The sequence below is a fragment of the Micromonospora sp. NPDC053740 genome, assembly GCF_040677775.1.
Taxonomy (GTDB): Bacteria; Actinomycetota; Actinomycetes; order Mycobacteriales; family Micromonosporaceae; genus Micromonospora; species Micromonospora alfalfae.
Genome location: NZ_JBFASO010000002.1, coordinates 507,764 through 534,557, shown reverse-complemented (window position 1 = coordinate 534,557; position 26,794 = coordinate 507,764). Strand labels below are relative to the sequence as shown.

Sequence of the window (26,794 nt, the reverse complement as noted above, 5' to 3'; positions counted from 1 at the left end):
CTCGTCACGATGCCCCCGGCGCTGCCGGGCTACGCTGACTGATGTGACTTCCCGCGTGCCAGTGCTCCTGTCCAGCTCGTCGGTCTTTCCCGAGCCGACCGCGGCGGCGTTCCAACTGGCCGCGGCGCTCGGCTACGACGGCGTCGAGGTGATGGTCTGGACCGACGTGGTCAGCCAGGACGCGGGCGCGCTGCGCGGCCTCTCCACGCACTACGACGTGCCGGTGCTCTCGGTGCACGCGCCCTGCCTGCTGGTCACCCAGCGGGTGTGGAGCCCGGACCCGTGGGAGCGCCTGCGCAAGGCCGCCGAGCTGGCCGAGACGCTGGGCGCGCCGACCGTCGTGGTGCACCCACCGTTCACCTGGCAGCGCGACTACGCCCGCAACTTCGCCGAGGGTCTGGCCACCGTCGCGGACCGGTTCAGCGGGCTGCGCTTCGCTGTGGAGAACATGTACCCGGTGCGGATGGCGGGCCGGCAGTTCGTCCCGTACGTGCCCGGCTGGGACCCGACCGACGCCGGCTACCCGTCGTACACCCTTGATCTGTCGCACTGCGCGGCCTCGCACAGCGACCCCCTGGAGATGGCCGACCGGATGGGCGCCGGGCTGGCGCACGTGCACCTCGGCGACGGCACCGGCGAGGGCCGCGACGAGCACCTGGTGCCCGGGCGCGGCACCCAGCCCTGCGGGGAGCTGCTCTCCTCGCTGGCCGGCAGGGGTTTCACCGGGGCGGTGGCGGTGGAGGTCGCCACCCGGGGCGCGAAGAGCCGCGCGGTGCGCGAGGCGGACCTGCGCGCCGCGCTGGAGTTCGCCCGCCAGCACCTGCCCACGTCCTCACCTGTCGACGCCTGACCCGTCCGCCCGAGATCGGGCGGTGGCGGTGTCAGCTGACCGGTGAGAGGGAATCGGCGGCGGAGGTCGGCTGCTGGGCGACGGTCACCTGCTCGCCGACCGCCGCCCGCTTACGGGCCCGGTGCGCGGCGACGTGCGAGCGGGTGGCGCAGCGCTCCGAGCAGAACCGCCGGCAGCAGTTGGACGACGTGTCCAGGTAGACGTTGCCGCACCGCTCGTCGGCGCAGACCCCGAACCGGGCGCTGCCGTACTCGCAGAGCCAGACCGACAGCCCCCAGACCGCGCCGGCCAGGTATTCGGCGCTGACCGAGGCACCCCGACTGGTCACGTGCATGTGCCAGTCGCTGGAGTCGTGCCCGGAGATGCGCGGCTGCACCGGGAACGCCTCGAGCAGCGTGTTCAGCTCGGTGACCGCCTGGGCGTCCCGCCCCGAGGTGCCGTACTCGAAGACGTCGCGCAACCGTTTCTGCGCCCGGCGGAAAATCGCCACGTCCCGGTCCGCGACCTCGTCGCGCATCCAGGCGTTCTCGTCGGGGAAGAGGGCCCGCAGGTCGTCGAGGTCGTCCAGGCGGGCGTTGACCAGGTCAACGCCGGTCCGGGCGTACGCGTCGAAGTTCACACCCCAACGGTAGACGACTCAGCGGGTGCGCGGCGCGTCGATGTAGTGCGGCAGGAACCGCGCGTAGCCGTCGGTGATCAGACTCGCGCTCTCCCGCACACCCACGCCGGCCGATTCGCCGTCGACGATCCAGCTGCCCAGCACCATCCGGTTGCCAGCGAACTGCGGCAACGCCCGGAACTCCTGGTAGCACCAGCCCTCGTCGCCGTAGATCCCCGGGTTGGTGATCTCCTCATCGGCGGTGACGATGCGTACCGACCCACCCTCGCGGCCCAGCAGTGGCTTGGCGACGTACTCCGGCATGCCGCGCGGCGAGTCGAGGTACGCCGGGAGCAGGTACTCGTGGCCCGGGTACAGCTCCCAGAGGACCGCGAGCAGCGCCTTGTTGGAGAGCAGCAGTTTCCAGGCCGGCTCGATCCAGGTGGTCGGGGTGCCCGGGGCCAGGGCCGCCGGCCCGTACGGCTCGGCCAGCATCCACTCCCACGGGTAGAGCTTGAAGCAGGTGGTCACCGGGTTGTCGTCCGCGTCGACGAAACGCCGGCCGTCCCAGCCGATCTCCTGGATGGGCTGGAGCTCGACGCTCAGGCCGGCCTGCCGGGCGGTCTCGGCGAGGTAGCCGGCGGTCATGTGGTCCTCGCCGGACTCCTCCTCGTTCGACCAGAGCACGTGCACCCGGGGGTCGTGCAGCCCGGCCCCGATCTTGGCCCAGGCGCCGACCAGCCGCTCGTGCAGGCTGTTCCACTGGTCCAGCTCCGGCCGGGTCTGCTCCAGCCAGTACCACTGGATGATGCTCGCCTCGACCAACGCGGTGGGGGTGTCCGCGTTGTACTCCAACATCTTCGGAGGCCAGGTGCCGTCGTACGCGAGGTCGAAGCGCCCGTACAGGGTCGGCGGCGTCTCCCGCAGCGACCGGGCCACCGCCTCGGCCGCCCACTCCGGGATGCCGAACTCGGCGTACCGGCGCTGCGCCACCACGTGTTCGGCGGCGGCCACCGACATCCGGTGTAGCTCCTCGGTGGCCTCCTCCAGCCGCAGCACCTCGTCCAGGTCGAAGGCGTACGCGGCGGTCTCGTCCCAGTACGACATGATCCCGCCGTCGGGCAGCTCGGTGTCGACGTAGACCAGCCCCTGCGACCGGATGGTGGCGTCCCAGTCGGGGCGGGGCGTGACCGTCTCGCGGCGCATGTCAGCCGCCGCAGGCGGCGAGGTGGGTGCCGAATCCGCCGCGTTCGGGCAGGGCCGCAGTGGTCGGCTCCGGGGCGGTGCGACCGGCCGTCGGGTCGGTGACCCGCATCGCCAGCGCGACCGTGTCGCCGCCGCCGACCGGCCCGAGGGCGCAGTCGTCGTCATCGTCGTCGTCCGAGGTCATGTTGCAGCCGGAAAGGGCGAGCGCGAGAGCGGTGAGCGCGCCGAGCTGCACGGAGGCCGATCGGAGTCGGCGGCGGGGGCGTTGGTCCACGGCATCGTTGTAGCCGATCGACGCCACCGCCGCCGCCCCGCCCCCATGCCGAGGTGGCCCGGCCGCCCCTCGGCGAGGCCCCTGGCAGGGGCGTTACGCTCGGCTCATGCTCCGTTCCGTCATCCTCGCCGCCTCCCGGTCATCCCAGGTCGAGCGGCTCGTCGCGACTGCCCCGTACACCCGGGACGTCGTCCGCCGGTTCGTCGCCGGCGCTGCCACAGACGACGCGTTGCGCGCGACCCGCGGGCTCGTCGACGACGGCCTCGCGGTCACCCTCGACCACCTCGGTGAGGACACCGTCCGCCCCGAGCAGGCCACCGCCACCCGGGACGAATATCTGAAACTGCTGAGGATGCTCGGTGCCGCGGGGCTCACCCCGGCCGCCGAGGTGAGCGTGAAGCTCTCCGCCCTCGGCCAGATGTTCGACGAGCAGTTGGCGTACGACAACGCGCGGGCGATCTGCGCGGCGGCCGACGCGGCGGGCACAACTGTCACGCTGGACATGGAGGACCACACCACCACCGACTCGACGTTGGAGGTGCTGAGCCGGCTGCGCAAGGACTTCCCGTCGACCGGCGCGGTGCTCCAGGCGTACCTGCGGCGGACCGAGTCGGACTGCCGGGAGCTCTCCTCGGCCGGGTCGCGGGTGCGGCTGTGCAAGGGCGCCTACAAGGAGCCGGAGTCGGTGGCGTACCAGTCGGCCCGTGAGGTGGACAAGTCGTACGTGCGCTGCATGAACATCCTGATGTCCGGCGACGGTTACCCGATGCTGGCCACCCACGACCCGCGGATGATCGCCATCGGTGAGGACCGGGCCCGGTGGTTCGACAGGGGGCCGGAGCGCTTCGAGTTCCAGATGCTCTACGGCATCCGCCCCGAGGAGCAGGCCCGGTTGGCCGGCGACGGCTACACGGTGCGCACCTACGTCCCGTACGGCGACGAGTGGTACGGCTACCTGATGCGCCGGCTCGCCGAGCGCCCCGCCAACCTGGTCTTCTTCGGCCGTGCCCTGATCTCCAAGAAGTAGTTCCTCCGGTTCGGCCGACGGGCCGACGGTGGCCCCTCGGGTCACCGTCGGCCCGTTTCCGGTATCCGGCTTGCCAACGTTGGCTAAGTGACTTAGCTTTAGAGCTATGACAACTAGCCAGGTGCGGCGGGACGGCGGACACATCGCGTACGAGGCGCAGGGCGAAGGGCCGTTGGTGGTCCTCGCGCACGGCATGGGCGAGAACAGGGCGAGCTTCCGGCACCTCGTGCCGCTGCTGGTGGCAGCCGGCCACCGGGTCGCCTCGGTCGACGTCCGGGGGCACGGCGAATCCAGCGCCGGCTGGCACACGTACGCCCCGGCGGAGGTCGGCGCGGACCTGCTGGCCGTGGTCCGCGACCTCGACGCCGGTCCGGCGGTGCTGGTCGGCAGCTCGTCCGCCGCGGCGGCCGTGGTCTTCGCCGCCACCGACGCGCCCGAGCTGGTCACCGGCATCGTGCAGATCGGCGCGTTCGTCGGTCAGCCGAAGCTCAACCCGCTGCTGCGGATGGCGATGTGGTCAGTGCTGCACAGCCCTCGACTGTTCGGGATGTTCCACAACACCCTGTTCCCGGTGCACCGGCCCGCCGACGACGCCGCGTACCGCCGCGCGATGGTGGCCAACCTGCGCGAGCCCGGCCGGATGGCCGCGACACGCGGCGTGATCGCACCGGCCGAGCCGCACTGGACCGCCCGCGCCCCGCAGGTGCGGCAACCGGTGCTGGTGCTGATGGGATCCAAGGACCCGGACTTCCCCGACCCGGGAGCCGAGGCGCGGGCCGCCCGGCGGCTCTTCGGCACCGCCGAAGCTCGGATGATCGAGGAGTCCGGCCACTACCCGCACGCCGACCGGCCGCAACGCACCGCCGAGGAGCTGCTCGGCTTTCTGGCGGTGTGCGCCGGTGCCTAGGGTCGGCCTCAACCAGCAGACAGTCGTACGGGAGGCGGCCCGGCTGGCCGACGAGGTCGGCTTCCAACAGCTCACCCTCGCCGCGCTCGCCAGCCGGCTCGGGGTGGCGCTGCCCAGCCTCTACAAGCACGTACGGGGGGCGGACGCGTTGGCCCAGAAGCTGGCCGCCCTGGCCACCGCCGAGCTGGCCACCGAGATGACCACCGCCGCCGTCGGCCGCTCCGGTGGCGACGCGCTCCGGGCCATGGCGGAGGCCTACCGGAACTACGCCCTGCGGCACCCCGGCCGCTACCCGGCGACGCAGCGGGTGCCCGACCCGGCCGACCCGGAACACGTCGAGGCCGGCGAACGCGCGGTCGGTGCCATCTTCGCCGTGCTGCGCGGGTACGGGCTCACCGGCGACGACGCGGTGGACGCCACCCGTGCGCTGCGCAGCGCCCTGCACGGCTTCGTGACCCTGGAGGCCGCAGGCGGCTTCGGTCTGCCCCGTGACGTCGACCGCTCGTACCACCAGTTGGTAGCGAGCATGGACATCTCGTTCCGCTCCTGGCCGCGCACCGGCGGGTGAGCGAGCGGCAGTCCCGATCGGCCCGGGGCGGCCTCGCCGCATCCAGGTAGTGGTCGTACCCTTCGGCGGGTGACTGACGAGGTGCAGCAGCCAGCACCGCGGCGGCTCTGGCCGCTGTGGACGGTGCTCGTGGTGGTTGTCCTGCTGCTGGGCTGCGGCCTGCCGGCGGCGCTCGTCGTCGGAGTGATCCGGGAGACAGGCGCGCGCCCCACAGTCAGTCGGGTCGGTGCGTCGGCGGCCGACGACCCGGCCACCGCAGTGGCCCGCGGGTTGTCCGACCGGATCACCGCCCAGCTCCACAGGCAGTCCGCGGCACTCCTCGGCGGCGACCGCGCCGGGTTCCTCGCCATCGCCGATCCCGTCGCCCACAACGACCTGCGCAGACGCTTCGCCGCACTACGCGAACTCAAGGTGACCGGCTGGCGGGCCGAGCCGAGTGGCCTGCCCGTGCCGATCATCGGCAAGCCCGGCGAGTGGCGGCTGCTGGTGCGCTTCCAGTACTGCTTCGTCACGCCGAACTGCCGGCCCAGCCCGGTGCTGATCGGCACCCGCTGGCGGGAGAACGGTGACCAGCCCCGGATGGTCGCCATGGAGGAATCCAAGTCAGTGGAGACCGGCACCCGACCGTGGGAGATCAGCGAGCTGGCGGTCGCCGTCGGCGCGCGGACCATGGTCGCCACCACCCCGGCGCTGCGCGGCAAACTGCCCGGCCTGCTCGCGCAGGCGGAAGCCGCGGCCAAGGTCGCCGACGGGTACGCGGTGACCGGATCACCGCCGGACCGGTACCGGATCTTCTACGCCGGGCGCACCGAGTGGCAGCGCTGGTACGGCGGGGAGCGCCCGGAATGGACCGGCGGTTACGCGGTCACAGTGGGCGGCGGTCACCACGAGGTGGTGCTCAACGCCGAAGGGCTCACCAACAGCGGCACCGACGACCTGCTGCGGCACGAGCTGACCCACGCGGCGTCGCTGCCGGAACGCGGCTACCCGGGCAAGCTCACCTGGTGGTTGGTCGAGGGCCTGGCCGAGTTCGCCGGTGCCGGCGACCAGGCGGTCGACAGGTACGAGGGGATCGCCGACGTCCGCAAGATGGTCCGGGGCGGCTGGGACGGCAAGTTGGAGGGCGTCAACCCCGCCGACGACGCCCCCGCCGAACGGGTCGCCGCCAGCTACGGCATCGGCTACCTGGCAGTTCGGCACCTCGTCGACAGGTACGGGCCGCTGCGGCTGCTCACCTTCTTCAAGACGGTGGTGCACGACGGCCGAACCATCGACGCGGCCTCCGAGAAGGCGTTCGGTGAGCAGTGGTCGACGTTGCACGACGAGTGCGTGGCGTACGTCCGCGCCGCCGCCGGCTGACGCAGCTCGGAGGCGGTGCGGCGGTGCGCCGTACCATCGATGGGTGCGCCGTCCTCAGTCGTCACGGCCCGCCAGCACCATGCGGCCCCGCCTGCTCACCGCCCTGACCGCCGTCGTCGTCCTCACCGCCACCACCGCCGCGTCCTGCGGCGACGAAGGCCCCGATCTCGCGCTGGCGTCGGCCGCCCGCAACCCGGTCACCGAGGTGATCGATGCGCCCGCGACGGTGACCGCCCGCGCCGCCGCCACCCTCACCGCTCCCGCCGACGGCACAGTGGCCAGCCTGCGTGTCCAGCCTGGACAGCGGGTCAAGCGCGGTCAGGTGTTGGCGGTTGTCGACTCGCCGAGCGCGCAGCAGCGTCTCCGTCAGGCCAAGGAGGCGCTGTCCGCCGCGAAGCGCGCCGGCCGGGGCGTCGGATCAGGCAGCCTGACCAGCAGCCGGCGTGGCACCGACAAGGCGGCCAGTGAGGCGTTCGACGCGGCGCGGAAAGCCGCCGAGAAGATCGCCGATCCGCAGTTGCGGAACGCGCTGCTGACCCAGGTGACGTCCGCTCAACAGCAATACAGCGCCGCCGCGCGCAGCGCCGACCAGGCGGTTCGCGCGGTGCAGCGGGGGATCAACGGGTTGAGTTCCGCCGTCGGCGCACTGTCCGCGGCGCAGCGGCTCCAGGCCCAGCAGGCGTACGACCTGGCGAAGGCGACAGTCGACGCGCTGACCCTGCGTGCCCCGATCGCCGGGGTGGTGCAGCCCGGCGGCACCCGGGCCGGCGGTGGCGCGAATGCCGGTCTGGTCGGGCTGTTGGAGCAGGCCGGTGGGGCGGGCCTCGACCCGTCCGTGCTGGCCCCCAGCCAGGGCGGTCCGCCGGCCGGGGTGGACGACGCGGTAGTGGTTGGCGGGCTGGTCACCGCCGGCACACCGGTGCTGACAGTGGTGGACACCGGGCAGCTCGGACTGCTCGCCGAGGTGGACGAGACCGACGTACTCCTCGTCAAGGCCGGTGTGACAGCCACTGTCGAGTTGGACGCCGTCACCGGTGCCAGCTACGACGCCACCGTCCGCTCGGTCGACGTGCTGCCCACCAACTCCGCGCAGGGCGGGGTCACCTACCGGGTCCGCCTGGCGCTGGGCGCCGGGAAGCTGGCCGAGGACGAGCCTGCTCCGACGCCCCGCCCCGGCATGAACGCGATAGTGCACCTGCGGGTACGCGAGGCCGCCGACGCGGTGACCGTCCCCGCGTCGGCGGTGTTCTCCGCCGACGGCCGGGACGCGGTCTGGGTGGTCCGGGACGGCAAGGCGGGCCGGGCCTCGGTGACAGTGGGCGTCCAGGGGTCCGACCTGGTGCAGATCCTCAACGGCGTGCAACCCGGCGACCGGATCGTGGTGCGCGGCGCCGACCAGGTCCGCGACGGCCAGGAAGTCCAGTGACCGAACCCGCCGTCGCAGACCGGTCGGCAGGGGAGCGCGTACCGGCCATCGAGGCGGTGGACGTGTCCCGGACGTACCAGCTCGACGGGGTGTCGGTGGCGGCGCTGCGCGGGGTGTCGCTCACTGTGCAGCCGGGGGACTACGTGGCCCTGGTCGGGCCGTCCGGCTCGGGCAAGTCCACCCTCATGCACCTCCTCGGTGGGCTGGACCGGCCCACCGGTGGCCGCCTGGTGATCGGCGGGCGGGACGTCAACGCCCTCGCCCCACCGGAGATGGCGACCCTGCGCAACGAGACCATCGGCTTCGTCTTCCAGGCGTTCCACCTGCTGCCGCGTACCTCGGCGGTGGAGAACGTGGCACTGCCCCTTGTCTACCGGGGAGTGTCGGCGCGGCAGCGGCGGGAGCGGGCGGCGGCGATGTTGGGCCGGGTCGGCCTCGGGCACCGGCTGGACCACCGGCCCAACCAGATGTCCGGCGGTGAGCAGCAGCGGGTGGCGATCGCCCGCGCCCTGGTCACCGAGCCGACGGTGCTGCTTGCCGACGAACCCACCGGCAACCTGGACAGCGTCACCGGCGCCGCCGTGCTGGAGCTGTTGGAACAACTGAACGCGGAGTCCGGGGTGGCGCTGGTGATGGTCACCCACGACCAGGAGGTGGCGGCCCGCGCCCACCGTCGGATCACCATGCGCGACGGGGTGGTCGTGGCCGACAGCGCCGACCCGTCCTCCGCCCATGATCGACCGCCGTCCGTTGATCACGGTCGACCTGCGACACTGGTCTCCGCTCCCAGCGCGGAGCCCCGGTCCGCGTCCGGAAGCGGTCCGGGGCACCCGTCCGGTGGCTCCGGTGGCGCCGCCGGAGCCACCGGGCGCCTTCCGCACGACGGGGGTACGGCGTGAGGGTCGCCGAGGCGTGGCGGGTGGCGCTGGACGCCCTGCGGGCCAACCGGCTGCGCAGCGCGCTGACAATGCTCGGGGTGATCATCGGGGTGGCCTCGGTGGTGCTGCTGGTGGCCATCGGCACCGGCACCAAGCAGAAGGTCGAGCAACAGGTCGAGGGCCTCGGCTCCAACCTGCTGCTTGTCGTGCCCGGCCGGATCGAGGTGGGCAACGCGCCTGTCGTCTCGCCGCTGACCCTCAAGGACGTGGACGCCGTCACCCGGGTGGTCGGCGACCCCGATCGGGTGGCGGTCACCGTCGCCTCCGGGGCGACAGCGCGGGCCGGTGCCCGTTCCGACTTCACCACCGTGCAGGGCGTCCTGGAGACGACCCCGGCGGTGTTCACCCGCTCGCTGGCGCGGGGACGCTACCTCACCGGCACCGACGTGGACACCAGCCGACGGGTGGCGGTGCTCGGTGACTCGGTCGCCCGTGCGCTCTTCCCCGACCGGGACCCGCTCGGCCAGCAGGTGGCGCTGGCCGGGGTGCGGTTCCGGGTGATCGGTGTCTTCGCGCCGCTGGGGCAGAGCCTCGGCGTCGACCGGGACGACGAGGTGCACGTGCCGGTGACCGCCGCGCAGCGACTCTGGGGCACCCAGCGGGTCGACGGCATCGCGGTGAAGGCACCGGACCGGGAGCGGATCGACGAGCTGGGCGAACGGATCGTCGCCGAGCTGAACCGTCGCCACCCGGACACCGAGTTCAGTGCCGTCACCCAGCAGCAGATCCTCGGCGTGCTCGGCGACATCCTCGGTGTCCTCACCGGCGTGCTGGCGGCCATCGCCGGCATCTCGCTGCTCGTCGGCGGCGTCGGCGTCTCCAACATCATGCTGGTCAGCGTCCGGGAGCGGACCCGGGAGATCGGGCTGCGCAAGGCCGTCGGCGCACGACCCCGCGACATCGGCGTGCAGTTCCTGCTGGAGGCGGTGCTGCTCACCACGATCGGCGGGCTCACCGGGATGGCGCTGGGAGTGGGCACCGCAATGCTTGTCGACGCGCTGTCGCCAATTCCGGCGGCGATCACCTGGTGGTCGTTGGCGCTCGCCTTCGGCGTTTCGGCGGTGGTGGGCATCGTCTTCGGGGTGGTTCCCGCGCAGCGCGCCGGCCGTCTCGACCCGGTGGTCGCGCTGCGTACCGAATGAGCACGACCGGAACAACCGGACGACGGACGCGCACTGGCGGATACCGGGAGCACGGATCGGGTGAACAGGCCCCCGAAGCATGATCAGTTGCAGGAAGGGATCGCGCCGGTCACAACCGCCCCGCTACCGTACTGGTAACACGCGCGTCGCCGGCCCGGCCCGGAGCATCCGTCGGGTTGGCACGCGCCGGGCATGGGATGGGTCGGTGAGCCATGGCCGGGTCACAGTCCGACGGACGGCTGTCGGAGGTCAAGTTCCTGACCGTTGCGGAAGTGGCGACGGTCATGCGGGTGTCAAAGATGACTGTCTATCGCCTGGTGCACAGCGGTGAGCTCACCGCCGTCCGGGTCGGCCGGTCATTCCGGGTGCCCGAGCATGCGGTGCACGAATATCTCCGGGGTGCCTTTCAGGAGACCGCCTGAGCCACCGGCCCGCCCTCTGGCCGGCGGCTGACCGGCATCGGTGGGCGTAAGGAGTGAGCTCGCGGGCCCTGCGGTCGCGAACCAGAGGCAGCGGCGACGGGGGCGCGTTGGTCCGGCTGACGCCCTCCGGCTACCCTGGAGCCCGACCGAGACCCCACCGGTGCGCCCCGCCGCCCAGACTGGTCCGGTCCGTTGTCCGCAAGCGGTCGCCGTCGCCACCTGCGTGGTGTCATCCGGTCCGCCCCGCACGTTGTATCGAAAGGCTGTCGTATGGGCTCGGTGGTCAAGAAGCGCCGTAAGCGCATGGCTAAGAAGAAGCACCGCAAGCTGCTGCGCAAGACCCGCGTCCAGCGTCGCCGTCTCGGCAAGTGATCGCCGCCGGGCTCAACGCCCGGCGTTCGGCGTCACTTGCCAAACTGTCGACCTCCGGAGGCTCAGGTGATCAGGCCGTGGTCGTCCCGGCTCGGTCCATCCTGCCGGCGTAGGTGCGTCAGATGACCCCCGGTGGCACCTCAGGTGCTCCGGGGGTCGTCGTCGTCACCGGAGTGGGCCGTTACCTGGGTGCCCACGTGGCGGCCCGACTGGCCGCCGATCCGCGCATCGAACGGGTCATCGGTGTCGACGCACCGGACTCCGGCATCGAGTTCACCGACCTGCTCGACCGGGTCGAACGCATCCGCGTCGACAGCGGTTCCCTCGGTGGCCTCCTCGCCGACCTGGACGTCGACGCGGTGGTGCACCTCGCGTTGGTCACCTCACCCGACCCGCAGCACGGCGGCCGGTCCGCGATGAAGGACCAGAACGTCATCGGCAGCATGCAGATGCTCGCCGCCTGCCAGCGGGCACCCCGACTGCGCAAACTCGTGGTCCGCTCGTCGACAGCCGCCTACGGGGTGTCGTTCCGGGATCCGGCGGTCTTCACCGAGGAAACCGAACCCCGCGAGGTGCCGCGTGGCGGTTTCGGCCGCGACATCCTCGACCTTGAGGGGTACGTGCGCGGCTTCCGTCGCCGTCGGTCCGACGTCACCGCCACGGTGCTGCGCTTCGCCCCGTTCATCGGCTCGACCGCCGACACCACGTTGACCCGCTACTTCTCGCAGCCGTTCGTGCCGACCGTCTTCGGCCGTGACCCCCGCCTCCAGTTCCTGCACTTCGACGACGCGTTGGAGGTGCTGTACCGGTCGATCGTGGAGGACCATCCCGGCACCTACAACGTCGCCGGCCCCGGGGTGCTGTCGCTGTCCCAGGCGATCCGGCGCGCCGGACGGGTCGCCGTCCCGGTGCTGGAGCCGGGTCTCTCTGGGGCCGCCGCGCTGGCCCGCACCATGGGCTTCGGCCGCTACGGCCTGGACCAGGTCGACCTCTTCGTGCACGGCCGGGTGGTCGACACCAGCCGGCTTGAGCAGGAGTACGGCTTCACGCCCCGGTCGACCGCCGAGGCGTTCGAGGACTTCATCCGGGCCCATCACGGTGGGGTGGTGGTCACCCGGGATCAGTTGGCCGCTGCCGAGCAACTCGTCCTGGACGGCATCCGGCAGGTCCGCTCAGCGGTCCGGGAGCGTTCATCATGAGCGCGAGGAGTGAGCCGGTCCTGCGAGCCCCGCAGTCGCGAACCGAGGCGGCATCATGAGTGGGCCGGAGGAGCGGCGCGACCCGCAGTCGGTCGGGCGTTTCGACGTACCGCAGCAGGTGCCCGCGCCGGACGCGGAGCCGGCGCGGCGCAACGGACACCGACCGGCCGCGCCGGCCGCGCAGGCCGCGCCGACCCCGACGGAACCGCCGGCCTCGTCCGCACCGCCGGCCTCGATGCCGGCCGACGAGGTCGACGCCGGGTTGCCCGGCGGCACCGAGCCGGCGGTGTCGGACCGCCCCGGCGACCACTGGGACCGCAAGGTCGCGAACGGGTTGGCGTTCCTGCGCCGGCGGCTCTCCGGTGACTACGAGGTCGACGAGTTCGGTTTCGACTCGGAGTTGACCGATGCCGTCTTCCACCCGCTGCTGCGGCTGCTCTACCGGGACTGGTTCCGCACCGAGGTCAGTGGGGTGGAGCACGTCCCCGTGGACGGGCCCGCCCTGGTGGTCGGCAACCACTCCGGGACTGTGGCGCTGGACGCCCTGATCCTCTCGGCGGCGCTGCACGACAAGCATCCCGCCCACCGCTACCTGCGGCTGCTCGGCGCCGACCTGGTCTTCCGGATGCCGGTGGTCTCCGAGTTGGCCCGCAAGACCGGCGGCACTGTGGCCTGCAACCCGGACGCCGAGCGGCTGCTCGGCGGCGGCGATCTGGTGGGTGTGTTCCCCGAGGGCTTCAAGGGCATCGGCAAGCTCTACGCAGACCGTTACAAACTGCAACGCTTCGGGCGGGGCGGTTTCGTCTCGGCGGCGCTGCGCACCGGCACCCCGATCGTGCCAGTCGCCATCGTCGGCGGCGAGGAGATCTACCCGATGCTCGCCGACATGAAGCCCCTGGCGCGGCTGCTGAAGCTGCCCTACTTCCCGGTCACGCCGACGTTCCCGCTGCTCGGCCCGCTGGGCATGGTGCCGCTACCCAGCAAGTGGCTGATCGAGTTCTGCCCGCCGATTCCCACCGCCCACCTGACCGACTCGGCGGACGACCCGCTGGTGGTCTTCAACCTCGCCGACCAGGTGCGGGAGACCATCCAGCAGACGCTGCACACGCTGCTGGAGCGACGGCCCGACCCGTTCGGCCCCTAGCCGCGGGTCGGAGCCGAGGCTTCTGAACGGGCGTCTCAGCCGGCGCGGCGGCGGCGTTGCAGGGCCAGGCCGGCGGTGACCGCGCCCGCGACCAGCCCGGCCGCCGCTGTCGACGGTACGGCGATCTTGACCGCACGGCGACCGGTGCGGAAGTCCCGCACCTCCCAGCCGTGCTGGCGGGCCTGCCGCAGCAGGGCGCCGTCCGGGTTGACGGCCACCGCCCGGCCCACAGCACAGAGCAGCGGCAGGTCGTTCGCGGAATCGCTGTAGGCCGCGCAGCGGGACAGGTCGAGCCCTTCCACGGCGGCGAGCTGGGTGACCGCCTCAGCCTTGGCCGGCCCGTGCATCAGGTCACCCACCAACCGCCCCGTGTACGCCCCGTCCAGCACCTCGGCCACGGTGCCGATGGCGCCGGTCAGGCCGAGCCGGGCGGCGATCACCCGGCCGATCTCGACCGGGGCGGCGCTGACCAGCCAGACCCGCTGACCGGCGGCCAGGTGACGCTGAGCGAGCTGGTGGGTGCCGGCCCAGATCCGGGGGGCCATCATCTCGTCGAAGATCTCCTCGGCGAGGTGTTCGACCTCGTTCACCCGCCAGCCCTGGACGAAGGCCAGCGCCGCCTCCTTGGCCAGTGACATGTCACCGGCGTGCTCCCGGGCCAGCAGTCGGAAGCGGAGCTGTTGCCAGGCGAATCGGGCCAGGTCGGCGGTGGTCACGTAGTTGCGGGAGGCGAGACCACGGGCGAACCAGTAGATCGATGCGCCCTGCATCATGGTGTTGTCCACGTCGAAGAACGCCGCGGCGGTCTGGTCGGGTGCGCTGACCGGGGCCAGGTCGGTCTCCGCCCAGGCTGCGGTGTGCCCCTCGGCGTCGGTGCTGACCGTCACCTTACGGCTACGCGCCACGCGAATCCCTTCCTCACCGGTACGACGGATGCTCCTCCGCGAGGGTATCCGCCGTAGACGGGCGACCGGCCGGGCACACAGCGAACTGTGGCGCGGCCGGTCGGACGTGCGGTATGGGGACGCGGGTCAGCGGGCCCCGGGGCAGGTGCTCGGATCTGGCCCGAGGGCGTCGCTGGCGGTCGGTGCCGGCAGGCCGCAGGAGATCGCCGCGCGCAGGTCGTCCGAGCGTTCCCGGATGCTGTCCAGCAACGCCAGGGACCGCTGGGTGCGTTCCCGGTCGACCCGGGTGCTCCCGTCGAGCAGACCGCGTACCGCCCGGCGCTGGCTCGACACGAAGGTGTTCAGAGTGTCCAGGCTGCCCGGCTCGGCCCGCTGTACTGCAGCCGAGGTCAGCAGGCGAACTCCCTGCCGGCTGTCGGCGTCCATGTCGTCGAGGACCGCGCTGTAGCCGATCCGGTCGCCGCGCAGCTTTGCGGCTTCGCCGACTCTGGTCCGGGCGAAGTCCAGGAAGAGCTGGCCCCGGCTGATGTCGGAGCTGGCCAGGGCGAGCTGTGCCCGTTCGGTGGAGCGCTTCATGCCGTACAGCGCGTCACCGGGCACCGCGTTCTCGCTGGCGGCGGAGATCCCGGAGACGGCGATGGCCCCGGCGGCGATGCCGACCAGGATCGCGCCCCGGGCTCGGGCCCGCCGTGCGGTGACCGCCGGCAGTAGCCGCCCGCGGGTGGTGGTGGCGGCCGGTTCGCTGACCGCCGCTGGCGTGTTGCCCAGCCCTTCCCGCTCGGCGGTTGCGAGCAGCATCGCCCGCAGGCCGGTACGGAAGTCCTGGTCCACCTCGACAGCCGGGGGGTCGACGCTGAGCCGCTGACCCACTGCGACGAGCGGCGCCAGTTGGCCGTCCACCCGGGATCGCACGTGGTGTCGTCGAGCGCCGTTGGCCTCGTCGAGAAGCTGCGCGAAGCGCTCCGCGCGCCGGCGGGAGAAGAGGGTGTTGTCCACCGCAGGCACCTCCTCTCGCTGGTCACGGCCGGTCGGCCGCCGTCGTTGCCAGCGACCGGGCGGCAGTGTGACACCACGGAGGTGAGGTGCCGCCGGCATGCCGGTCGGACCTCGGTGACCCGGGCCTGCCGGGACATCCACCGGTCGCACCCGGAGAAACGCGGCGGACCGGGCACGGGTTACGGGCCTGGCGGAGCGGAAATTACAGAAAGTGATGGTCATCACCGGGCGGGACCGACTCTGAGCTGCGCGGACGCTGATCGGCGCCCGTCGGTCCCGCCGTAACAAACTACGGCTGGAAGCCGTCGGGCAGCAGCCGGGCCAGGGCGCGGACGGCGCGGTACTGGAGGGCCTTGATGGCTCCCTCGTTCTTGCCCATCGCGCGGGCCGTCTCGGCGACCGAGAAGCCCTGGAGGAAGCGGAGCACTATGCACTCCTGCTGCTCCGGGTTGAGCTGCTTCACAGCGGTGAGGAGCGCGACGTTGGTGATGTGCTCCACCACCGCCGCCTCCGGGCTGCCCTCCGGGCCCCGGTCCTCCCGGTCGGCGTCGAGCACGTCGCCGGTGGTGACCTCCAGCCGGTACCGGCCCGACTTGAAGTGGTCCGCGACGAGGTTGCGGGCGATCGTCACCAGCCAGGCGCCGAGGTCGCGGCCCTGCCAGGTGAAGCTGCCGATCCGCTTGAGCGCGCGCAGGAAGGTGTCCGAGGTGAGATCCTCGGCGAGTTGCCGGTTGCCGACCCGGAAGTAGACGAACCGGAAGACGGTGTCCACGTAACGGTCGTAGATCAGACCGAACGCCTCGGACTCGCCGGCCTGGGCCCGCTCGATCAGCGTCCAGACCTCGGTTGCCGGGTCGGACGGGTCCGGGCGGCTCGGGAAACCGGTCGGGGTGGTCGCGGTGGTGGCCGGCACCGCCGGGATCACCGCTGTCTCACCAGCCGCCGGGTCGGTGGTGACCGCCGGTGTGTCGCTTACCCGACGGCCCTGCACGGGCATTGTGGGCCGCTGCGGTACGGCGACCCGGCCGCCGGCCGGCTTCGCGTTTCCACCGGGCACCGCGGGTCGCGGCGGTGGCTCGTTGTGGTGTGGCCGGCTGCGGATCCGTTGCGCCGCGCCGTCACCCCGCACGACACCGCCGTGCTGTTCGTCCGATGGGGCACGGGCCGCTGGCCGCTCGTTGACGTGGGAGCGGGCGGGTTGACCGGTCAGGCCGACCGGGCGTTCCGCGTAACCGAAGGTGGTCACCGTGTTGCCCCCGTCCCGTCGGTCGCCGGACGGGCCGGTCTAGGTCTCGTCGGTGCGGACCGACCGGATGACCGGTCGGGCAGGACGGTCACGGGAGTTGCCGACGGGCGGCAATTCCCCTGGAGGTGCTGGTCCAATGCGCTCACAGGCACGGGGGCCTCCTCGGGCTGAGGGGTGTCGACTCACGGCAAATGGGGTGAGCCGACCCGAGTGATGATAGGGCCAACGTCACCCGCGCGTGGCAAGTCCGTTACACAAGGCGGAAGTATTTCCCGCTCCGTCGCACCGGTGGCGGACCGGTTGTCCGTCGTGTGCGATTGACTTTCCGTCGGCTTGGTGTTCCAGGGTGGATCCCCAGGTCGGAGGCTTGCCGACCGTTCGGCTGACCGGCCGCGCCGGCCGGCCGGGCGTCGCGGCCGAACTGCCCGTGGTCAGCGTCGCACGTCCCATCGACAGGACCTGATCGGATCGCCGGTGGCACACCGGACAGTCCCGTACATGGGACTGTCGCGGTGTCGTCCTCCGGGCGTGGCCCCAACCGTCGGGCGTGGTCCGTCGTCGTCCGCTGTGCCAGACTCGATCACCGTGCAGGACGCCTCGGAAAGCCCCGCGCCGAACCTCGCCGACCAGGTCCGCCGGGCGGCTCTCGACAGCGCCGACCGGCCCGCGCTGCACTGGCGCGAGCAGACGGTGAGCTGGTCCGAACTGGACGCCGCGGTGGACGCCGCCGCCCGGGGCCTGTCCGCCGCCGCGCCACCCGCCGACCCCGGCGGTACGCCGCCACGCGTCGCCATCGCGCTGCCCAACACACCGGACTTCGTGATCGCCTGGCTCGGCGCCCTCCGCGCCGGGCTGGTCACGGTGCCGGTCAACCCCGGCCTCACCGCCCCGGAGCTACGACACGTGCTGGCCGACTCCGGCGCGTCGGTGCTCATCGCCACCGACCACGTCCGAGGTCTGGTCGCCGACGTGGCAGCCGAGTTGCCCGCGCTCGCCTCGGTGCACGGCACGCCACCGACCGCCGAGGCGCCCGGACCGGCACCCCGCCCTCAACGCGGCGGCGCCGACCTGGCTGTACTGCTCTACACCTCCGGCACCGAGGGGCGACCCAAGGGCGCGATGCTCTCGCACCAGGCGCTGCTCGCCAACCACGAACAGGTCGCGGCGATCGAGCCGCCGGTGGTCGGGCCGAACGACACTGTTCTCCTGGCGTTGCCGCTGTTCCACGCGTACGGGCTCAACTCGGGGCTCGGCGCGGTAGTGCACCACGGCGCTACCGGTGTGCTGCTCGACGAGCCGGGCCCGACGGCAGGGCTGGACGAGGTCGCACGGCACCGGGTCAGCGTGCTGGTCGGCGTACCGTCGATGTTCCTGACCTGGGCCGGCGCGGCCACGGCCCGCGCGGCGACCGCGTCGGTGCGGGTGGCGGTCTGCGGCGCGGCACCGCTCGAACCCGCTGTCGCGGCGCGCTTCACCGAGGCCACCGGGCATCAGGTGCACATCGGGTACGGCCTCACCGAGACCGCGCCGGTGCTCACCTCCACCCTTGTCGGCGGCGGGGCCAAGCCGGGTTCGATCGGCCGACCGCTGCCCGGGGTGCGGCTACGCCTGGTCGGCGCCGACGGGGCGGACCTGTGGCGCGACGGGCTGGCCGTCCCCGACGACGACCCGGACGAGCTGGACATCTCCGACGTGGCGCCGGGCACCGACCCGGGGCAGATCGTGGTGTCCGGCCGCAACCTGTTCACCGGCTACTGGCCCGACGGTCGGGGCGGCCCGGACGCCGAGGGTTGGTGGGCCACCGGTGACATCGCGTACGCCGACGAGGACGGCGACCTCTTCCTGGTCGACCGGCTCGGCGAGCTGATCCTGGTCAACGGGTTCAACGTCTATCCGCACGAGGTCGAGCTGGTGCTCGCCGGGCACCCCGGCGTGGTCGAGTCGGCGGTACTGGGTGTGCCGCACCCGCGGACCGGCGAGACTGTGCGGGCGTACGTGGTGCCGGTGCAGGGCCGACCGGTGACCAGCGAGGAGTTGCTCGCCCACTGCGCTCGGAACCTGGCCCGGTTCAAGTGCCCGACCGCTGTCGAGTTCGTCGACGCCCTGCCGCACTCGGCGATCGGCAAGGTACGCAAGACCCAACTCCGGTCGGCGACGCCGACCGACAGCACGGAGGTAACCGATGGCCAGTGACGCCCGACTCGCCCTGATCACCCGACCCGGCTGCCACCTGTGTGACGACGCAAAGGCGGCGCTCGACCGGGTGGTAGCGGTCACCGGCGACAAGTGGGTCGAGTGGGACGTCACCGGCGACGAGGGGCTGGAGCGGGAGTACGGGGACCGGCTGCCGGTGGTGATGCTCGACGGCAAGGAGCACGGCTACTGGCGGGTCGAGGAGGACCGGCTGCTGCGGGACCTGACCACGCCGCAGCTCTGACTGGTGCCTATGGTGCTCTGATGACCTCTGCGCACCCGCACCTCGTCTGGGACTGGAACGGCACCCTGCTCAACGACCTCAGCCTCGTGGTGTCCGCCACCAACGTCGTGTTCGCGAGCCTGGGTGGGCCGACGGTCACCTCGGACGAGCACCGGGTGCGGTTCCGCAGGCCGATCGCCGAGTACTACGCCGAGGTGCTCGGGCAGGCAGTGGACGACGACGAGTTCGGCCGACTGGACAAGATCTTCCACGACGCCTACCGCACCGGGCTGACGACCTGCGAGCTGGCCGCCGACGCGCGCGCCGCGATGGCGGCCTGGCCGGGCAGCCAGAGCCTGCTGTCCATGTGGTTCCACGAGGAGCTGGTCCCGACCGTGCACACGTACGGGTTGACCGGTCACTTCACCCGCGTCGACGGCCTCCGGGCCGCTGTCGGCGGCGGCCACAAGGCCGAGTCGCTCCAGCTGCACCTGACCGAACTGGGCGTGGACGGCGCTTCGGTGGTGCTGATCGGCGACTCCATCGACGACGCGGACGCGGCGCTCGCGGTGGGTGGCAGTGCCGTGCTCTACACCGGCGGGTTCACCGACCCGGCCCGGCTGCGCGCCTCCGGTCACCCGGTGGCCGACACCCTCACCGACGCGGTGGCCCTGGCCCGTGAGGTCAGTTCCGCAGGTAGGTGAGGACGGCCAGCACCCGCCGGTGCTGTTCGGTGTCCGGCGGCAGGGTGAGCTTGGTGAAGATGTTGCGCACGTGCTTCTCCACCGCGCCGTCGCTGACCACCAGGGCGCGCGCGATGGCGGTGTTCGAACGCCCCTCGGCCATCAGGGCGAGCACCTCGCGCTCGCGGGGGGTCAGCTCGCGCAGCGGGTCGTCGCGGCGACGCCGGGCGAAGAGCTGACCGACCACCTCCGGGTCGAGCACGGTGCCGCCGCCCGCCACCCGCCGCAGCGCGTCCAGGAACTCGTCGATCGCTGCCACCCGGTCCTTGAGCAGGTAGCCGATCCCGCCGCCGGCGCCGCCGGTGGTGGCGAGCAGATCATCGGCGTACGACACCTCGACGTACTGGGAGAGCACCAGGATCGGCGTACGCGGCACCAGCCGGCGTGCCTCCACAGCAGCCCGCAGCCCCTCGTCGGTGTGCGACGGGGGCATCCGGACGTCGACGATCGACACGTCGGGCCGGTGCTCGACCACCGCCTCGACCAGGGCGTCACCGTCCCCGACGGCGGCCACCACCTGGTGCCCACTTTCGGTCAGCAGCCGGACCAGCCCCTCCCGGAGCAGGACGGCGTCGTCGGCGATCACGATGCGCATGGCTGTGTTGTCTACCACGTCCGGCCCGTCGTACGGGCTCGGCGCGGTGCCGGACCGGTCACAGCGGCAGCTCGGCGCGGATCTCGGTGGGTCCGCCGGTCGGGCTGACCACCACCAGTTCGCCACCGGCGGCCCGGACCCGGTCGGCGATGCCGGCGAGCCCGTGCCCCTTCGCCAGGTGTGCACCGCCCTGCCCGTCGTCGCCGACCCGTACCTGCAGGTGGGTGCCCTGCCGGGCCACGGCGACGGTGGCCTCGGTGGCCCGGCTGTGCTTGGCGACGTTTGTCAGCGCCTCGGACACCACGAAGTACGCGGTGTTCTCCACCGCCGGGTCGAGCCGCCCGGCCGGGGTGCCGAGCTGCGGGTCCACCTGGAGCTCGATCGGGATCAGCCCGCGGCCGGCGATAGCGGCCAGAGCGCTGGGCAGGCCCCGGTCGACAAGGATCGGCGGCGCGATGCCCCGGGACAGCGCCCGCAACTCGGCCAGCGTGTCCCGGGTCTGGGTGACCGCCTCGTCGATGGTGCGGCCGGCAGCCTCCGGGTCCGAGGCGAGCTGCATCCGGGCGCGGCTGAGGTCCATCGCCAGTCGGACCAGGCGTTGCTGGGGGCCGTCGTGGATGTCACGTTCCAACCGGCGCAGCGCGGAGGCCTCGGCGGACACGGCGGCCCGCTTCTGCTCCTCCAGCACTGTGATCCGGTCGCGCATCTCGGCCACCCCGGTCAGCATCGCCTTGGCGAAGCTGGCCTGGAGCAGCGCGCAGCCCCGCACCACGATCGGCAGGGTGATCAGGAAGAACACCCCGAGCGCGCTGTACAGGCCGATCCGGGCGGTGGTCGAGTCGCCCAGGCCGAGCAGCTGCGCCAGGTCCTGGTCACCCTCGCCGTCGGCCCTGGGCAGGGCCCAGTCGTACGCCCAGTAGAGCGAGCCGGCGATCGCCGCTGCCCACCAGGACAGCGTCACGACGAAGGTGCTCGTCGCCGCGATCAGCCGCAGGATGCCGTGCGCCAGGTCGAGCCAGGACTGGGCGTCCCGCATCGGCACGAAGATCCGCCGCCAGGCGTTCGCGCCGGCCTCGGGAAGCCGGTAGTGCGGCCGGATCCGGGGCTGGTGGAGCACCGCTGGCAGCCGCAGCCGCTCGACGTCGGCCAGCCCACGGGCGGTGTACAGGGTGCCGCTGAGGATCGGCAGGCCGATCACCGTGACCACCAGGCCGATGCCGACCGCGAGGCCGACGATGAGGACGACGAAGCTGGCCAGCGCCAGGGGCAGGCCGAGCAGCACGTACCCGGAGTCGACGAAGAGCTGGCGGGGGATGCTCGGTGCCAGCGTCGGTCGGTCGCTGGTGGCGGCAACGGCGGTCATGCTCAAAGGCTAGGCATCTGGGCTCGGTGTCCCCATCCCGAAACCCCGCCTCTCCTCCGTAGTGCTGCCCCTACCACCGCCGGGACGACCCCTGGACAGGGCCGGCGCGGGATTGGTCAGAGAAGTCGGGATTGAGCAATAATCGCCCGGGCGGTGAGCGGACCAGGCCGTTCAATCGATCTTGCGGAATGGAGGGGCTGGTGACGTCGCGCCACGCAGCGACAAGATCGCGATTTGTGCACGTCTTCACAAGCGCCTACGCTGTGACTCCGACGCGCCCTGCTAGCACAGCCGGCAACCTCGGTCGCCAGCGGGAGTCCACAAACGGCCGACCAGCGGAGTTGGCCGAGGATCGCACCGCACGGAGTCTCATGAGTCAGCACCGTCACCCAGGCGCGCCCGGCCGCGCCGGTGCCGTACCGACGCTCCCGGATCTGCCCGAGGCGACCGTCGCTCGGCTCCCGGAGTACCTGCGCGCGCTGCACAACCTCGCCGACGCCGGGCACGAGACGGTCTCCAGCGAAGGTCTCTCCGCCGCCGCCGGGGTCAACTCCGCCAAGCTCCGCAAGGACCTCTCCCACCTCGGCTCGTACGGCACCCGGGGCGTCGGCTACGACGTCGCGCTGCTGATCGAGCAGATCGAGTATGTGCTCGGGCTCACCCAGCGCCGGGCGGTCGCCCTGGTCGGCGTGGGTAATCTCGGTCACGCTCTGGCCGGGTACGACGGCTTCGCCAGCCGGGGCTTCCGGATCGCCGCACTGCTCGACGCCGATCCCTCCCGGGTCGGTGAGGAGATCAACGGCCTGGTGGTCAGGCATGTTGACGACCTGCCGACGGTCGCCGCGGAGGAATCCCTCGCGATCGGCGTGATCGCCACCCCGGCCGCCGCCGCCCAGCAGGTCGCCGACCAACTGGTCGCCGTCGGCGTGACGAGCATCCTCAACTTCGCGCCGTGCGTACTCTCGGTTCCGGAGGGGGTCGACGTGCGCAAGGTCGACCTCGCCATCGAGCTGCAGATTCTGTCCTTCCACGAGCACCGCAAGGCGTCGCTGACCGCGCTGCCCGCCACCGGCGGGACCGCTTTCACCGCCCTGCCGGGCGGGTTCGCGGCCACCGACACCCAGGAGGCGATAGGCACGTGAAACTGCTCGTCGTCGGCGCGTCCTACCGGACCGCCCCGGTCGCCACGCTGGAGCAGCTGGCCGTGCCCCCCGCCGACCTCACCCGCACACTGGACCGCCTGGTCGCCCAGCCGTACGTGGCCGAAGCGGTGATCGTCTCCACCTGCAACCGGGTGGAGGTCTACGCCGCCGTGTCCGGTTTCCACGGCGGGCTCGGCGACGTCTGCGCCGTGCTGGCCGAGCAGGCCGGCAGCTCGCCGACAGCGCTCGCCAGCCACCTGTACGTGCACTACGACACCGCGGCCGTGGACCACGTCTTCCGGGTCGCCACCGGTCTGGACTCGATGGTGGTGGGCGAGGCGCAGATCCTCGGCCAGCTGCGTGACGCGTACCACTGGGCCACCGGCGCCGACTCGGCCGGCCGGCTGCTGCACGAGCTGATGCAGCAGGCGCTGCGGGTCGGTAAGCGCGCCCACGCCGAGACCGGCATCGACCGGGCCGGCCAGAGCGTCGTCACCGCCGCCCTGAAACTGGCCGCCGGGCACCTCGACGGCGACCTCGTCGGCCACCCGGCCCTGGTGGTCGGCGCCGGTGCGATGGGTTCGCTCGGAGTGGCCACGCTGTCCCGGCTGGGCGCCGGGCCGCTCACCGTCAGCAACCGGGGCGCCGACCGGGCCGTCCGGCTCGCCGAGTCGTACGGGGCGACTGCCGCGCCGATGACCGAGCTGGCCGACACCCTCTCCACAGTGGACATCGTAGTGGCCGCCACCGCGTCCACCGAACCGGTCCTCACCCGGTCGGTGGTCACCGCGGCGCTGGCCGAACGTGACATGTCCCGGGGCCCACTGGTCCTGCTCGACCTGGCCGTACCGCGCGACGTCGAGGAGGGCGTCGCCGAGCTGCCCGGCGTCGAGGTGATCGACATCGACCGGATGGCGGCGCTGCTCGCCGACGGTCCGGCCGCTGCCGACGCCGCAGCCGTCGAACGCATCGTCCTCGGCGAGGTGGAGGGCTTCCTCACCTGGCTGCGTGGTGCCGACGTGGCACCGACAGTGGCCGCGCTGCGCGGCCGGGCCGACGACGTGGTCACCGCCGAGCTGCGCCGACTGGCCCAGCGCCGCCCCGACCTTGGCGACGACCTGCGGGCCGAGGTGGCCCGCACCGTGCACCGGGTCGTGCAGCGGCTGCTGCACCAGCCCACCGTCAAGGTCCGCCAGTTGGCCGCGGAGCCCGGCGGCGACCAGTACGCGGCACTGCTGCGCGAGCTGTTCGACCTCGAGGTGCCGCAGACCTCGCCGGTGGACACCGTCCCGGACGTGCTGACCCCCGACCTCGGCATGGCGTTCCCCGGCACCGACGCGGTGTCCGGAGCCGACGCCGCCGAGCCCACCCCACCCACCGGAGGTGCGCGATGACCGCCCCCCTGCGCCTCGGCACCCGGGGCAGCGCCCTGGCGATGGCCCAGTCCGGCCAGGTCGCCGAGGCGGTGACCGCCGCCACCGGTCGCCCCGTCGAGCTGGTCGAGGTGGTCACCGCAGGCGACCGCTCCAACGCTCCGGTGCACCGGCTGGGCGTCGGGGTGTTCGTCTCCGCCCTGCGCGACGCGCTGACCGCCGGGACGATCGACTTCGCTGTGCACTCGTTCAAGGATCTGCCCACGGCCGCCGCCGGTGGGCTGCACATCGCGGCGGTTCCGGCCCGGCAGGACCCGCGCGACGCGTTGGTGGCCCGCGACGGCCGGACGCTCGCCGAGTTGCCGCCCGGGGCCACCGTGGGCACCGGCGCGCTGCGTCGGATCGCCCAGTTGCACGCCCTCGGCCTGCAACTGGAGGTCACCCCGATCCGCGGCAACGTCGACACCCGCCTGGGGCGGGTGCTCGGCCCCGAGGCCGACCTCGACGCCGTCGTCCTGGCCCGGGCCGGTCTGGCCCGACTCGGCCGGCTCGACGTGATCACCGAATCGCTGGACCCGATGCTCATGCTGCCCGCTCCCGCTCAGGGTGCGTTGGCAGTGGAGTGCCGGGTCGACGACCAGGACCTGGTCGAGCTGCTCGCCGTGCTCGACCACGCACCGTCACGTGCCGCGGTCACCGCGGAACGTGCGTTTCTGGCAACCCTGGAGGCCGGGTGCAGCGCACCCGTCGCCGCCTATGCCGAGCTCGCCGAAGGCGAGACCGGCGATGAGATCTACCTGCGCGGGGCGGTGATCAGCCCGGACGGCACTCGTGACCTCCGGCTGTCCCGCACCGGAACGCCCGCCGACGCGGCGGAGATCGGTAAGGCACTCGCCGCCGAACTCCTCGACCTCGGCGCCGACTCGATCCTCGGCCACGAAGGACACACCGGCCCGGGGACCCAGCAATTTGGGAGCACAGAATGACCCGCACCCGTAAGCCCGTCGGCCGTATCGCGTTCGTCGGGGCTGGCCCCGGTGACCCGGGCCTGCTGACCCGTCGGGCCCACGACGCCCTGGTCGACGCCGACCAGGTGATCTACGACCGGGGAGTCCCGGAGTCGTTGCTCACCGTCGTTCGCGCCGAGGCCAGGGACGATGCCGAGTTCACCCCGGCCGAGGGCGCGCCGGGGGACGTGGCGAAGGTGCTGATCTCCGCGGCCCGCTCCGGGCTCAACGCGGTGCACCTGGTCGCCGGTGACCCGTTCGGCCACGACTCGGTGGTCAAGGAGGTGCAGGCGGTGGCCCGCACCGCCGCCCACTTCGAGGTGGTGCCCGGCGTCGGCCAGGCCGAGGGTGTGGCCACCTACGCCGGAGTCCCGCTGCCGGGTGTGCGTACGGCCGCCGACGTCGAGGACGTCAGCGCGCTGGACTTCGAGGCGTTGGCCACTGCCGTCGGCAGGGGTTCGCTGGCGCTCGCAGTGGACGCCGGTGACCTCGCCGCCGTCCGGGACGGCCTGCTCGCCGCCGGGGTCGACGGCACCACCGGCGTCGGAGTGACCGGCGACGGCACCGGCGAGACCCAGTACACGACCACGTCGACGGTGGACAGCTTCGTGGCCGCCGCGCTCGGTTTCACCGGCCGGGTGGTGCTCACCGTCGGTGTCGGCGTGGGGCAGCGCGACAAGCTGAGCTGGTGGGAGAACCGCCCGCTGTACGGCTGGAAGGTGCTCGTACCCCGGACCAAGGAGCAGGCCGGCGCGATGAGCGCCCGGCTGCGCGCGTACGGGGCGATCCCGTGCGAGGTGCCGACCATCGCGGTCGAGCCGCCGCGCACCCCGGCGCAGATGGAGCGGGCGGTCAAGGGCCTGGTCGACGGCCGGTACGCCTGGGTGATCTTCACGTCGGTCAACGCGGTCCGCGCGGTGTGGGAGAAGTTCGCCGAGCACGGCCTCGACGCCCGGCACTTCGGCGGCGTCAAGATCGCCTGCATCGGTGAGGCGACAGCGGACGCGGTCCGCGCGTTCGGCATCCAGCCGGAGCTGATCCCCGCCGGGGAGCAGTCCTCGGAGGGCCTGCTGGCCGAGTTCTCGCCGCACGACGAGATCCTCGACCCGGTGGGCCGGGTGCTGCTGCCGCGCGCCGACATCGCCACCGAGACGCTCGCCGCCGGGCTCACCGAGCGCGGCTGGGAGGTCGACGACGTGACCGCGTACCGGACGGTGCGGGCCGCTCCGCCGCCCGCCGAGATCCGCGACGCGATCAAGTCGGGCGGGTTCGACGCGGTGCTCTTCACCTCGTCGTCCACGGTGCGCAACCTGGTCGGCATCGCCGGGAAGCCGCACGCCCGGACCGTTGTTGCCGTCATTGGGCCCAAGACGGCGGAGACCGCTACGGAGTTCGGCCTGCGCGTCGACGTCCAGCCGCCGCACGCCTCGGTGCCCGACCTGGTGGAGGCGCTCGCCGCCTACGCCGTCGAGCTGCGGGAGAAGCTGGCCGCCATGCCGGCCAAGCAGCGCCGTGGCTCGAAGGTGCAGGGCCCGACCGCTCTGCGCTTCCGGTAGTCGTTCGAGGAGGGCCTGCC

The 26,794-nt window shown here is 72.4% G+C and carries 27 protein-coding genes; 19 read left to right on the top strand and 8 right to left on the bottom strand.

The genetic code is table 11. The features are described from left to right. Positions 1-43 precede the first annotated feature (43 nt). Entirely contained in the window at positions 44-850 is an 807-nt protein-coding gene (locus tag AB0K35_RS07075) for a sugar phosphate isomerase/epimerase (protein ID WP_238666947.1), read from the top strand. A 31-nt stretch (positions 851-881) separates the two neighbouring features. On the opposite strand, the gene AB0K35_RS07070 is transcribed toward AB0K35_RS07075, so the two are convergent. Genes AB0K35_RS07070 through AB0K35_RS07060 form a run of 3 tightly spaced genes read right to left on the bottom strand, consistent with a single transcriptional unit; the run spans position 882 to position 2,928 of the window. Beyond that, the gene (locus tag AB0K35_RS07070; protein ID WP_238666946.1) at positions 882-1,469 is read right to left on the bottom strand and encodes a CGNR zinc finger domain-containing protein; all 588 of its coding nucleotides are present in this window, start codon (positions 1,467-1,469) and stop codon (positions 882-884) included. Between the two features lie 18 nt (positions 1,470-1,487). After that, positions 1,488-2,654, bottom strand: a complete 1,167-nt coding sequence (locus AB0K35_RS07065; protein ID WP_238666945.1) for a glutathionylspermidine synthase family protein — start codon at positions 2,652-2,654, stop codon at positions 1,488-1,490. Between the two features lies 1 nt (position 2,655). Continuing rightward, positions 2,656-2,928 carry a hypothetical protein gene (locus AB0K35_RS07060; RefSeq protein ID WP_238666944.1) on the bottom strand — a complete coding sequence of 91 codons (273 nt, stop codon included), beginning with the start codon at positions 2,926-2,928 and terminating at the stop codon, positions 2,656-2,658. A 106-nt stretch (positions 2,929-3,034) separates the two neighbouring features. Between AB0K35_RS07060 and AB0K35_RS07055 the strand changes: the two genes are divergently transcribed. The 11 genes from AB0K35_RS07055 (at position 3,035) to AB0K35_RS07005 (ending at position 13,432) form a co-directional block, all read left to right on the top strand. Further along, positions 3,035-3,955, top strand: a complete 921-nt coding sequence (locus tag AB0K35_RS07055; RefSeq protein ID WP_238666943.1) for a proline dehydrogenase family protein — start codon at positions 3,035-3,037, stop codon at positions 3,953-3,955. A gap of 106 nt (positions 3,956-4,061) precedes the next feature. Next, complete coding sequence (locus AB0K35_RS07050; RefSeq protein WP_363884164.1) at positions 4,062-4,862, top strand: alpha/beta hydrolase; 801 nt, start codon at positions 4,062-4,064, stop codon at positions 4,860-4,862. Further along, positions 4,855-5,430 carry a TetR/AcrR family transcriptional regulator gene (locus AB0K35_RS07045; protein WP_238666941.1) on the top strand — a complete coding sequence of 192 codons (576 nt, stop codon included), beginning with the start codon at positions 4,855-4,857 and terminating at the stop codon, positions 5,428-5,430. The genes AB0K35_RS07050 and AB0K35_RS07045 overlap by 8 nt, the downstream gene beginning before the upstream one ends. A 69-nt stretch (positions 5,431-5,499) precedes the next feature. Beyond that, a complete protein-coding gene (locus tag AB0K35_RS07040) occupies positions 5,500-6,789 on the top strand; it encodes a hypothetical protein (RefSeq protein ID WP_363884162.1) in 1,290 nt (429 codons plus the stop codon). 79 nt (positions 6,790-6,868) lie between these two features. After that, positions 6,869-8,215 (top strand): efflux RND transporter periplasmic adaptor subunit, encoded by a 1,347-nt coding sequence (locus tag AB0K35_RS07035; RefSeq protein WP_363884499.1) that lies wholly within the window; start codon positions 6,869-6,871, stop codon positions 8,213-8,215. After that, complete coding sequence (locus AB0K35_RS07030; RefSeq protein WP_363884160.1) at positions 8,212-9,114, top strand: ABC transporter ATP-binding protein; 903 nt, start codon at positions 8,212-8,214, stop codon at positions 9,112-9,114. The genes AB0K35_RS07035 and AB0K35_RS07030 overlap by 4 nt, the downstream gene beginning before the upstream one ends. Further along, entirely contained in the window at positions 9,111-10,295 is a 1,185-nt protein-coding gene (locus AB0K35_RS07025; protein ID WP_238666938.1) for an ABC transporter permease, read from the top strand. Before AB0K35_RS07030 ends, AB0K35_RS07025 begins: the two co-directional genes overlap by 4 nt. A 212-nt stretch (positions 10,296-10,507) precedes the next feature. After that, on the top strand, positions 10,508-10,717 hold the full coding sequence (locus tag AB0K35_RS07020; RefSeq protein ID WP_007465625.1) for a helix-turn-helix domain-containing protein: 210 nt from the start codon (positions 10,508-10,510) through the stop codon (positions 10,715-10,717). 270 nt (positions 10,718-10,987) lie between these two features. Next, on the top strand, positions 10,988-11,089 hold the full coding sequence (locus tag AB0K35_RS07015; RefSeq protein ID WP_007465623.1) for an AURKAIP1/COX24 domain-containing protein: 102 nt from the start codon (positions 10,988-10,990) through the stop codon (positions 11,087-11,089). A 122-nt stretch (positions 11,090-11,211) separates the two neighbouring features. Beyond that, positions 11,212-12,288 (top strand): NAD-dependent epimerase/dehydratase family protein, encoded by a 1,077-nt coding sequence (locus AB0K35_RS07010; protein WP_238666937.1) that lies wholly within the window; start codon positions 11,212-11,214, stop codon positions 12,286-12,288. A gap of 235 nt (positions 12,289-12,523) precedes the next feature. Continuing rightward, on the top strand, positions 12,524-13,432 hold the full coding sequence (locus tag AB0K35_RS07005) for a lysophospholipid acyltransferase family protein (RefSeq protein ID WP_238667159.1): 909 nt from the start codon (positions 12,524-12,526) through the stop codon (positions 13,430-13,432). A gap of 35 nt (positions 13,433-13,467) precedes the next feature. Here AB0K35_RS07005 and AB0K35_RS07000 read toward each other — a convergent pair whose 3' ends face one another. From AB0K35_RS07000 to AB0K35_RS06990, 3 genes are all read right to left on the bottom strand, one after another. Next, positions 13,468-14,337 (bottom strand): HAD-IB family hydrolase, encoded by an 870-nt coding sequence (locus tag AB0K35_RS07000; protein ID WP_238666936.1) that lies wholly within the window; start codon positions 14,335-14,337, stop codon positions 13,468-13,470. A gap of 126 nt (positions 14,338-14,463) precedes the next feature. Then, positions 14,464-15,333 carry a DUF5667 domain-containing protein gene (locus AB0K35_RS06995; protein WP_363884157.1) on the bottom strand — a complete coding sequence of 290 codons (870 nt, stop codon included), beginning with the start codon at positions 15,331-15,333 and terminating at the stop codon, positions 14,464-14,466. Positions 15,334-15,622: 289 nt separating this feature from the next. Continuing rightward, positions 15,623-16,579, bottom strand: coding sequence for an ECF subfamily RNA polymerase sigma factor, BldN family (locus tag AB0K35_RS06990; protein ID WP_238666934.1), 957 nt, complete (start codon positions 16,577-16,579; stop codon positions 15,623-15,625). 585 nt (positions 16,580-17,164) lie between these two features. Here AB0K35_RS06990 and AB0K35_RS06985 point away from each other — a divergent pair. The 3 genes from AB0K35_RS06985 to AB0K35_RS06975 are packed head-to-tail and all read left to right on the top strand — an operon-like array spanning position 17,165 to position 19,699. Beyond that, positions 17,165-18,772, top strand: coding sequence for an AMP-binding protein (locus AB0K35_RS06985; RefSeq protein WP_363884154.1), 1,608 nt, complete (start codon positions 17,165-17,167; stop codon positions 18,770-18,772). After that, positions 18,762-19,016: a glutaredoxin family protein gene (locus AB0K35_RS06980; RefSeq protein WP_030490173.1), complete on the top strand. Its 255-nt coding sequence runs from the start codon at positions 18,762-18,764 to the stop codon at positions 19,014-19,016. The genes AB0K35_RS06985 and AB0K35_RS06980 overlap by 11 nt, the downstream gene beginning before the upstream one ends. A 20-nt stretch (positions 19,017-19,036) precedes the next feature. Further along, the gene (locus tag AB0K35_RS06975; RefSeq protein ID WP_238666932.1) at positions 19,037-19,699 is read left to right on the top strand and encodes an HAD hydrolase-like protein; all 663 of its coding nucleotides are present in this window, start codon (positions 19,037-19,039) and stop codon (positions 19,697-19,699) included. Here AB0K35_RS06975 and AB0K35_RS06970 read toward each other — a convergent pair. Both AB0K35_RS06970 and AB0K35_RS06965 read right to left on the bottom strand, forming a co-directional pair. Then, positions 19,680-20,333, bottom strand: coding sequence for a response regulator transcription factor (locus AB0K35_RS06970; protein ID WP_030329744.1), 654 nt, complete (start codon positions 20,331-20,333; stop codon positions 19,680-19,682). The two genes, AB0K35_RS06975 and AB0K35_RS06970, sit on opposite strands and share 20 nt — an antisense overlap. A 58-nt stretch (positions 20,334-20,391) precedes the next feature. Then, complete coding sequence (locus AB0K35_RS06965) at positions 20,392-21,696, bottom strand: sensor histidine kinase (protein WP_238666931.1); 1,305 nt, start codon at positions 21,694-21,696, stop codon at positions 20,392-20,394. A 371-nt stretch (positions 21,697-22,067) separates the two neighbouring features. On the opposite strand from AB0K35_RS06965, the gene AB0K35_RS06960 reads away from it, so the two are divergent. From AB0K35_RS06960 to AB0K35_RS06945, 4 genes are read left to right on the top strand one after another with little or no spacing between them, the layout of a single operon-like run. Beyond that, entirely contained in the window at positions 22,068-22,838 is a 771-nt protein-coding gene (locus AB0K35_RS06960) for a redox-sensing transcriptional repressor Rex (RefSeq protein ID WP_238666930.1), read from the top strand. Then, positions 22,835-24,232: a glutamyl-tRNA reductase gene (locus tag AB0K35_RS06955; RefSeq protein ID WP_238666929.1), complete on the top strand. Its 1,398-nt coding sequence runs from the start codon at positions 22,835-22,837 to the stop codon at positions 24,230-24,232. The genes AB0K35_RS06960 and AB0K35_RS06955 overlap by 4 nt, the downstream gene beginning before the upstream one ends. Then, positions 24,229-25,197: a hydroxymethylbilane synthase gene (gene hemC / locus AB0K35_RS06950; protein WP_363884151.1), complete on the top strand. Its 969-nt coding sequence runs from the start codon at positions 24,229-24,231 to the stop codon at positions 25,195-25,197. The genes AB0K35_RS06955 and hemC overlap by 4 nt, the downstream gene beginning before the upstream one ends. After that, a complete protein-coding gene (locus AB0K35_RS06945) occupies positions 25,194-26,774 on the top strand; it encodes a uroporphyrinogen-III synthase (protein WP_112584249.1) in 1,581 nt (526 codons plus the stop codon). The genes hemC and AB0K35_RS06945 overlap by 4 nt, the downstream gene beginning before the upstream one ends. The last annotated feature ends 20 nt before the right edge of the window (positions 26,775-26,794 follow it).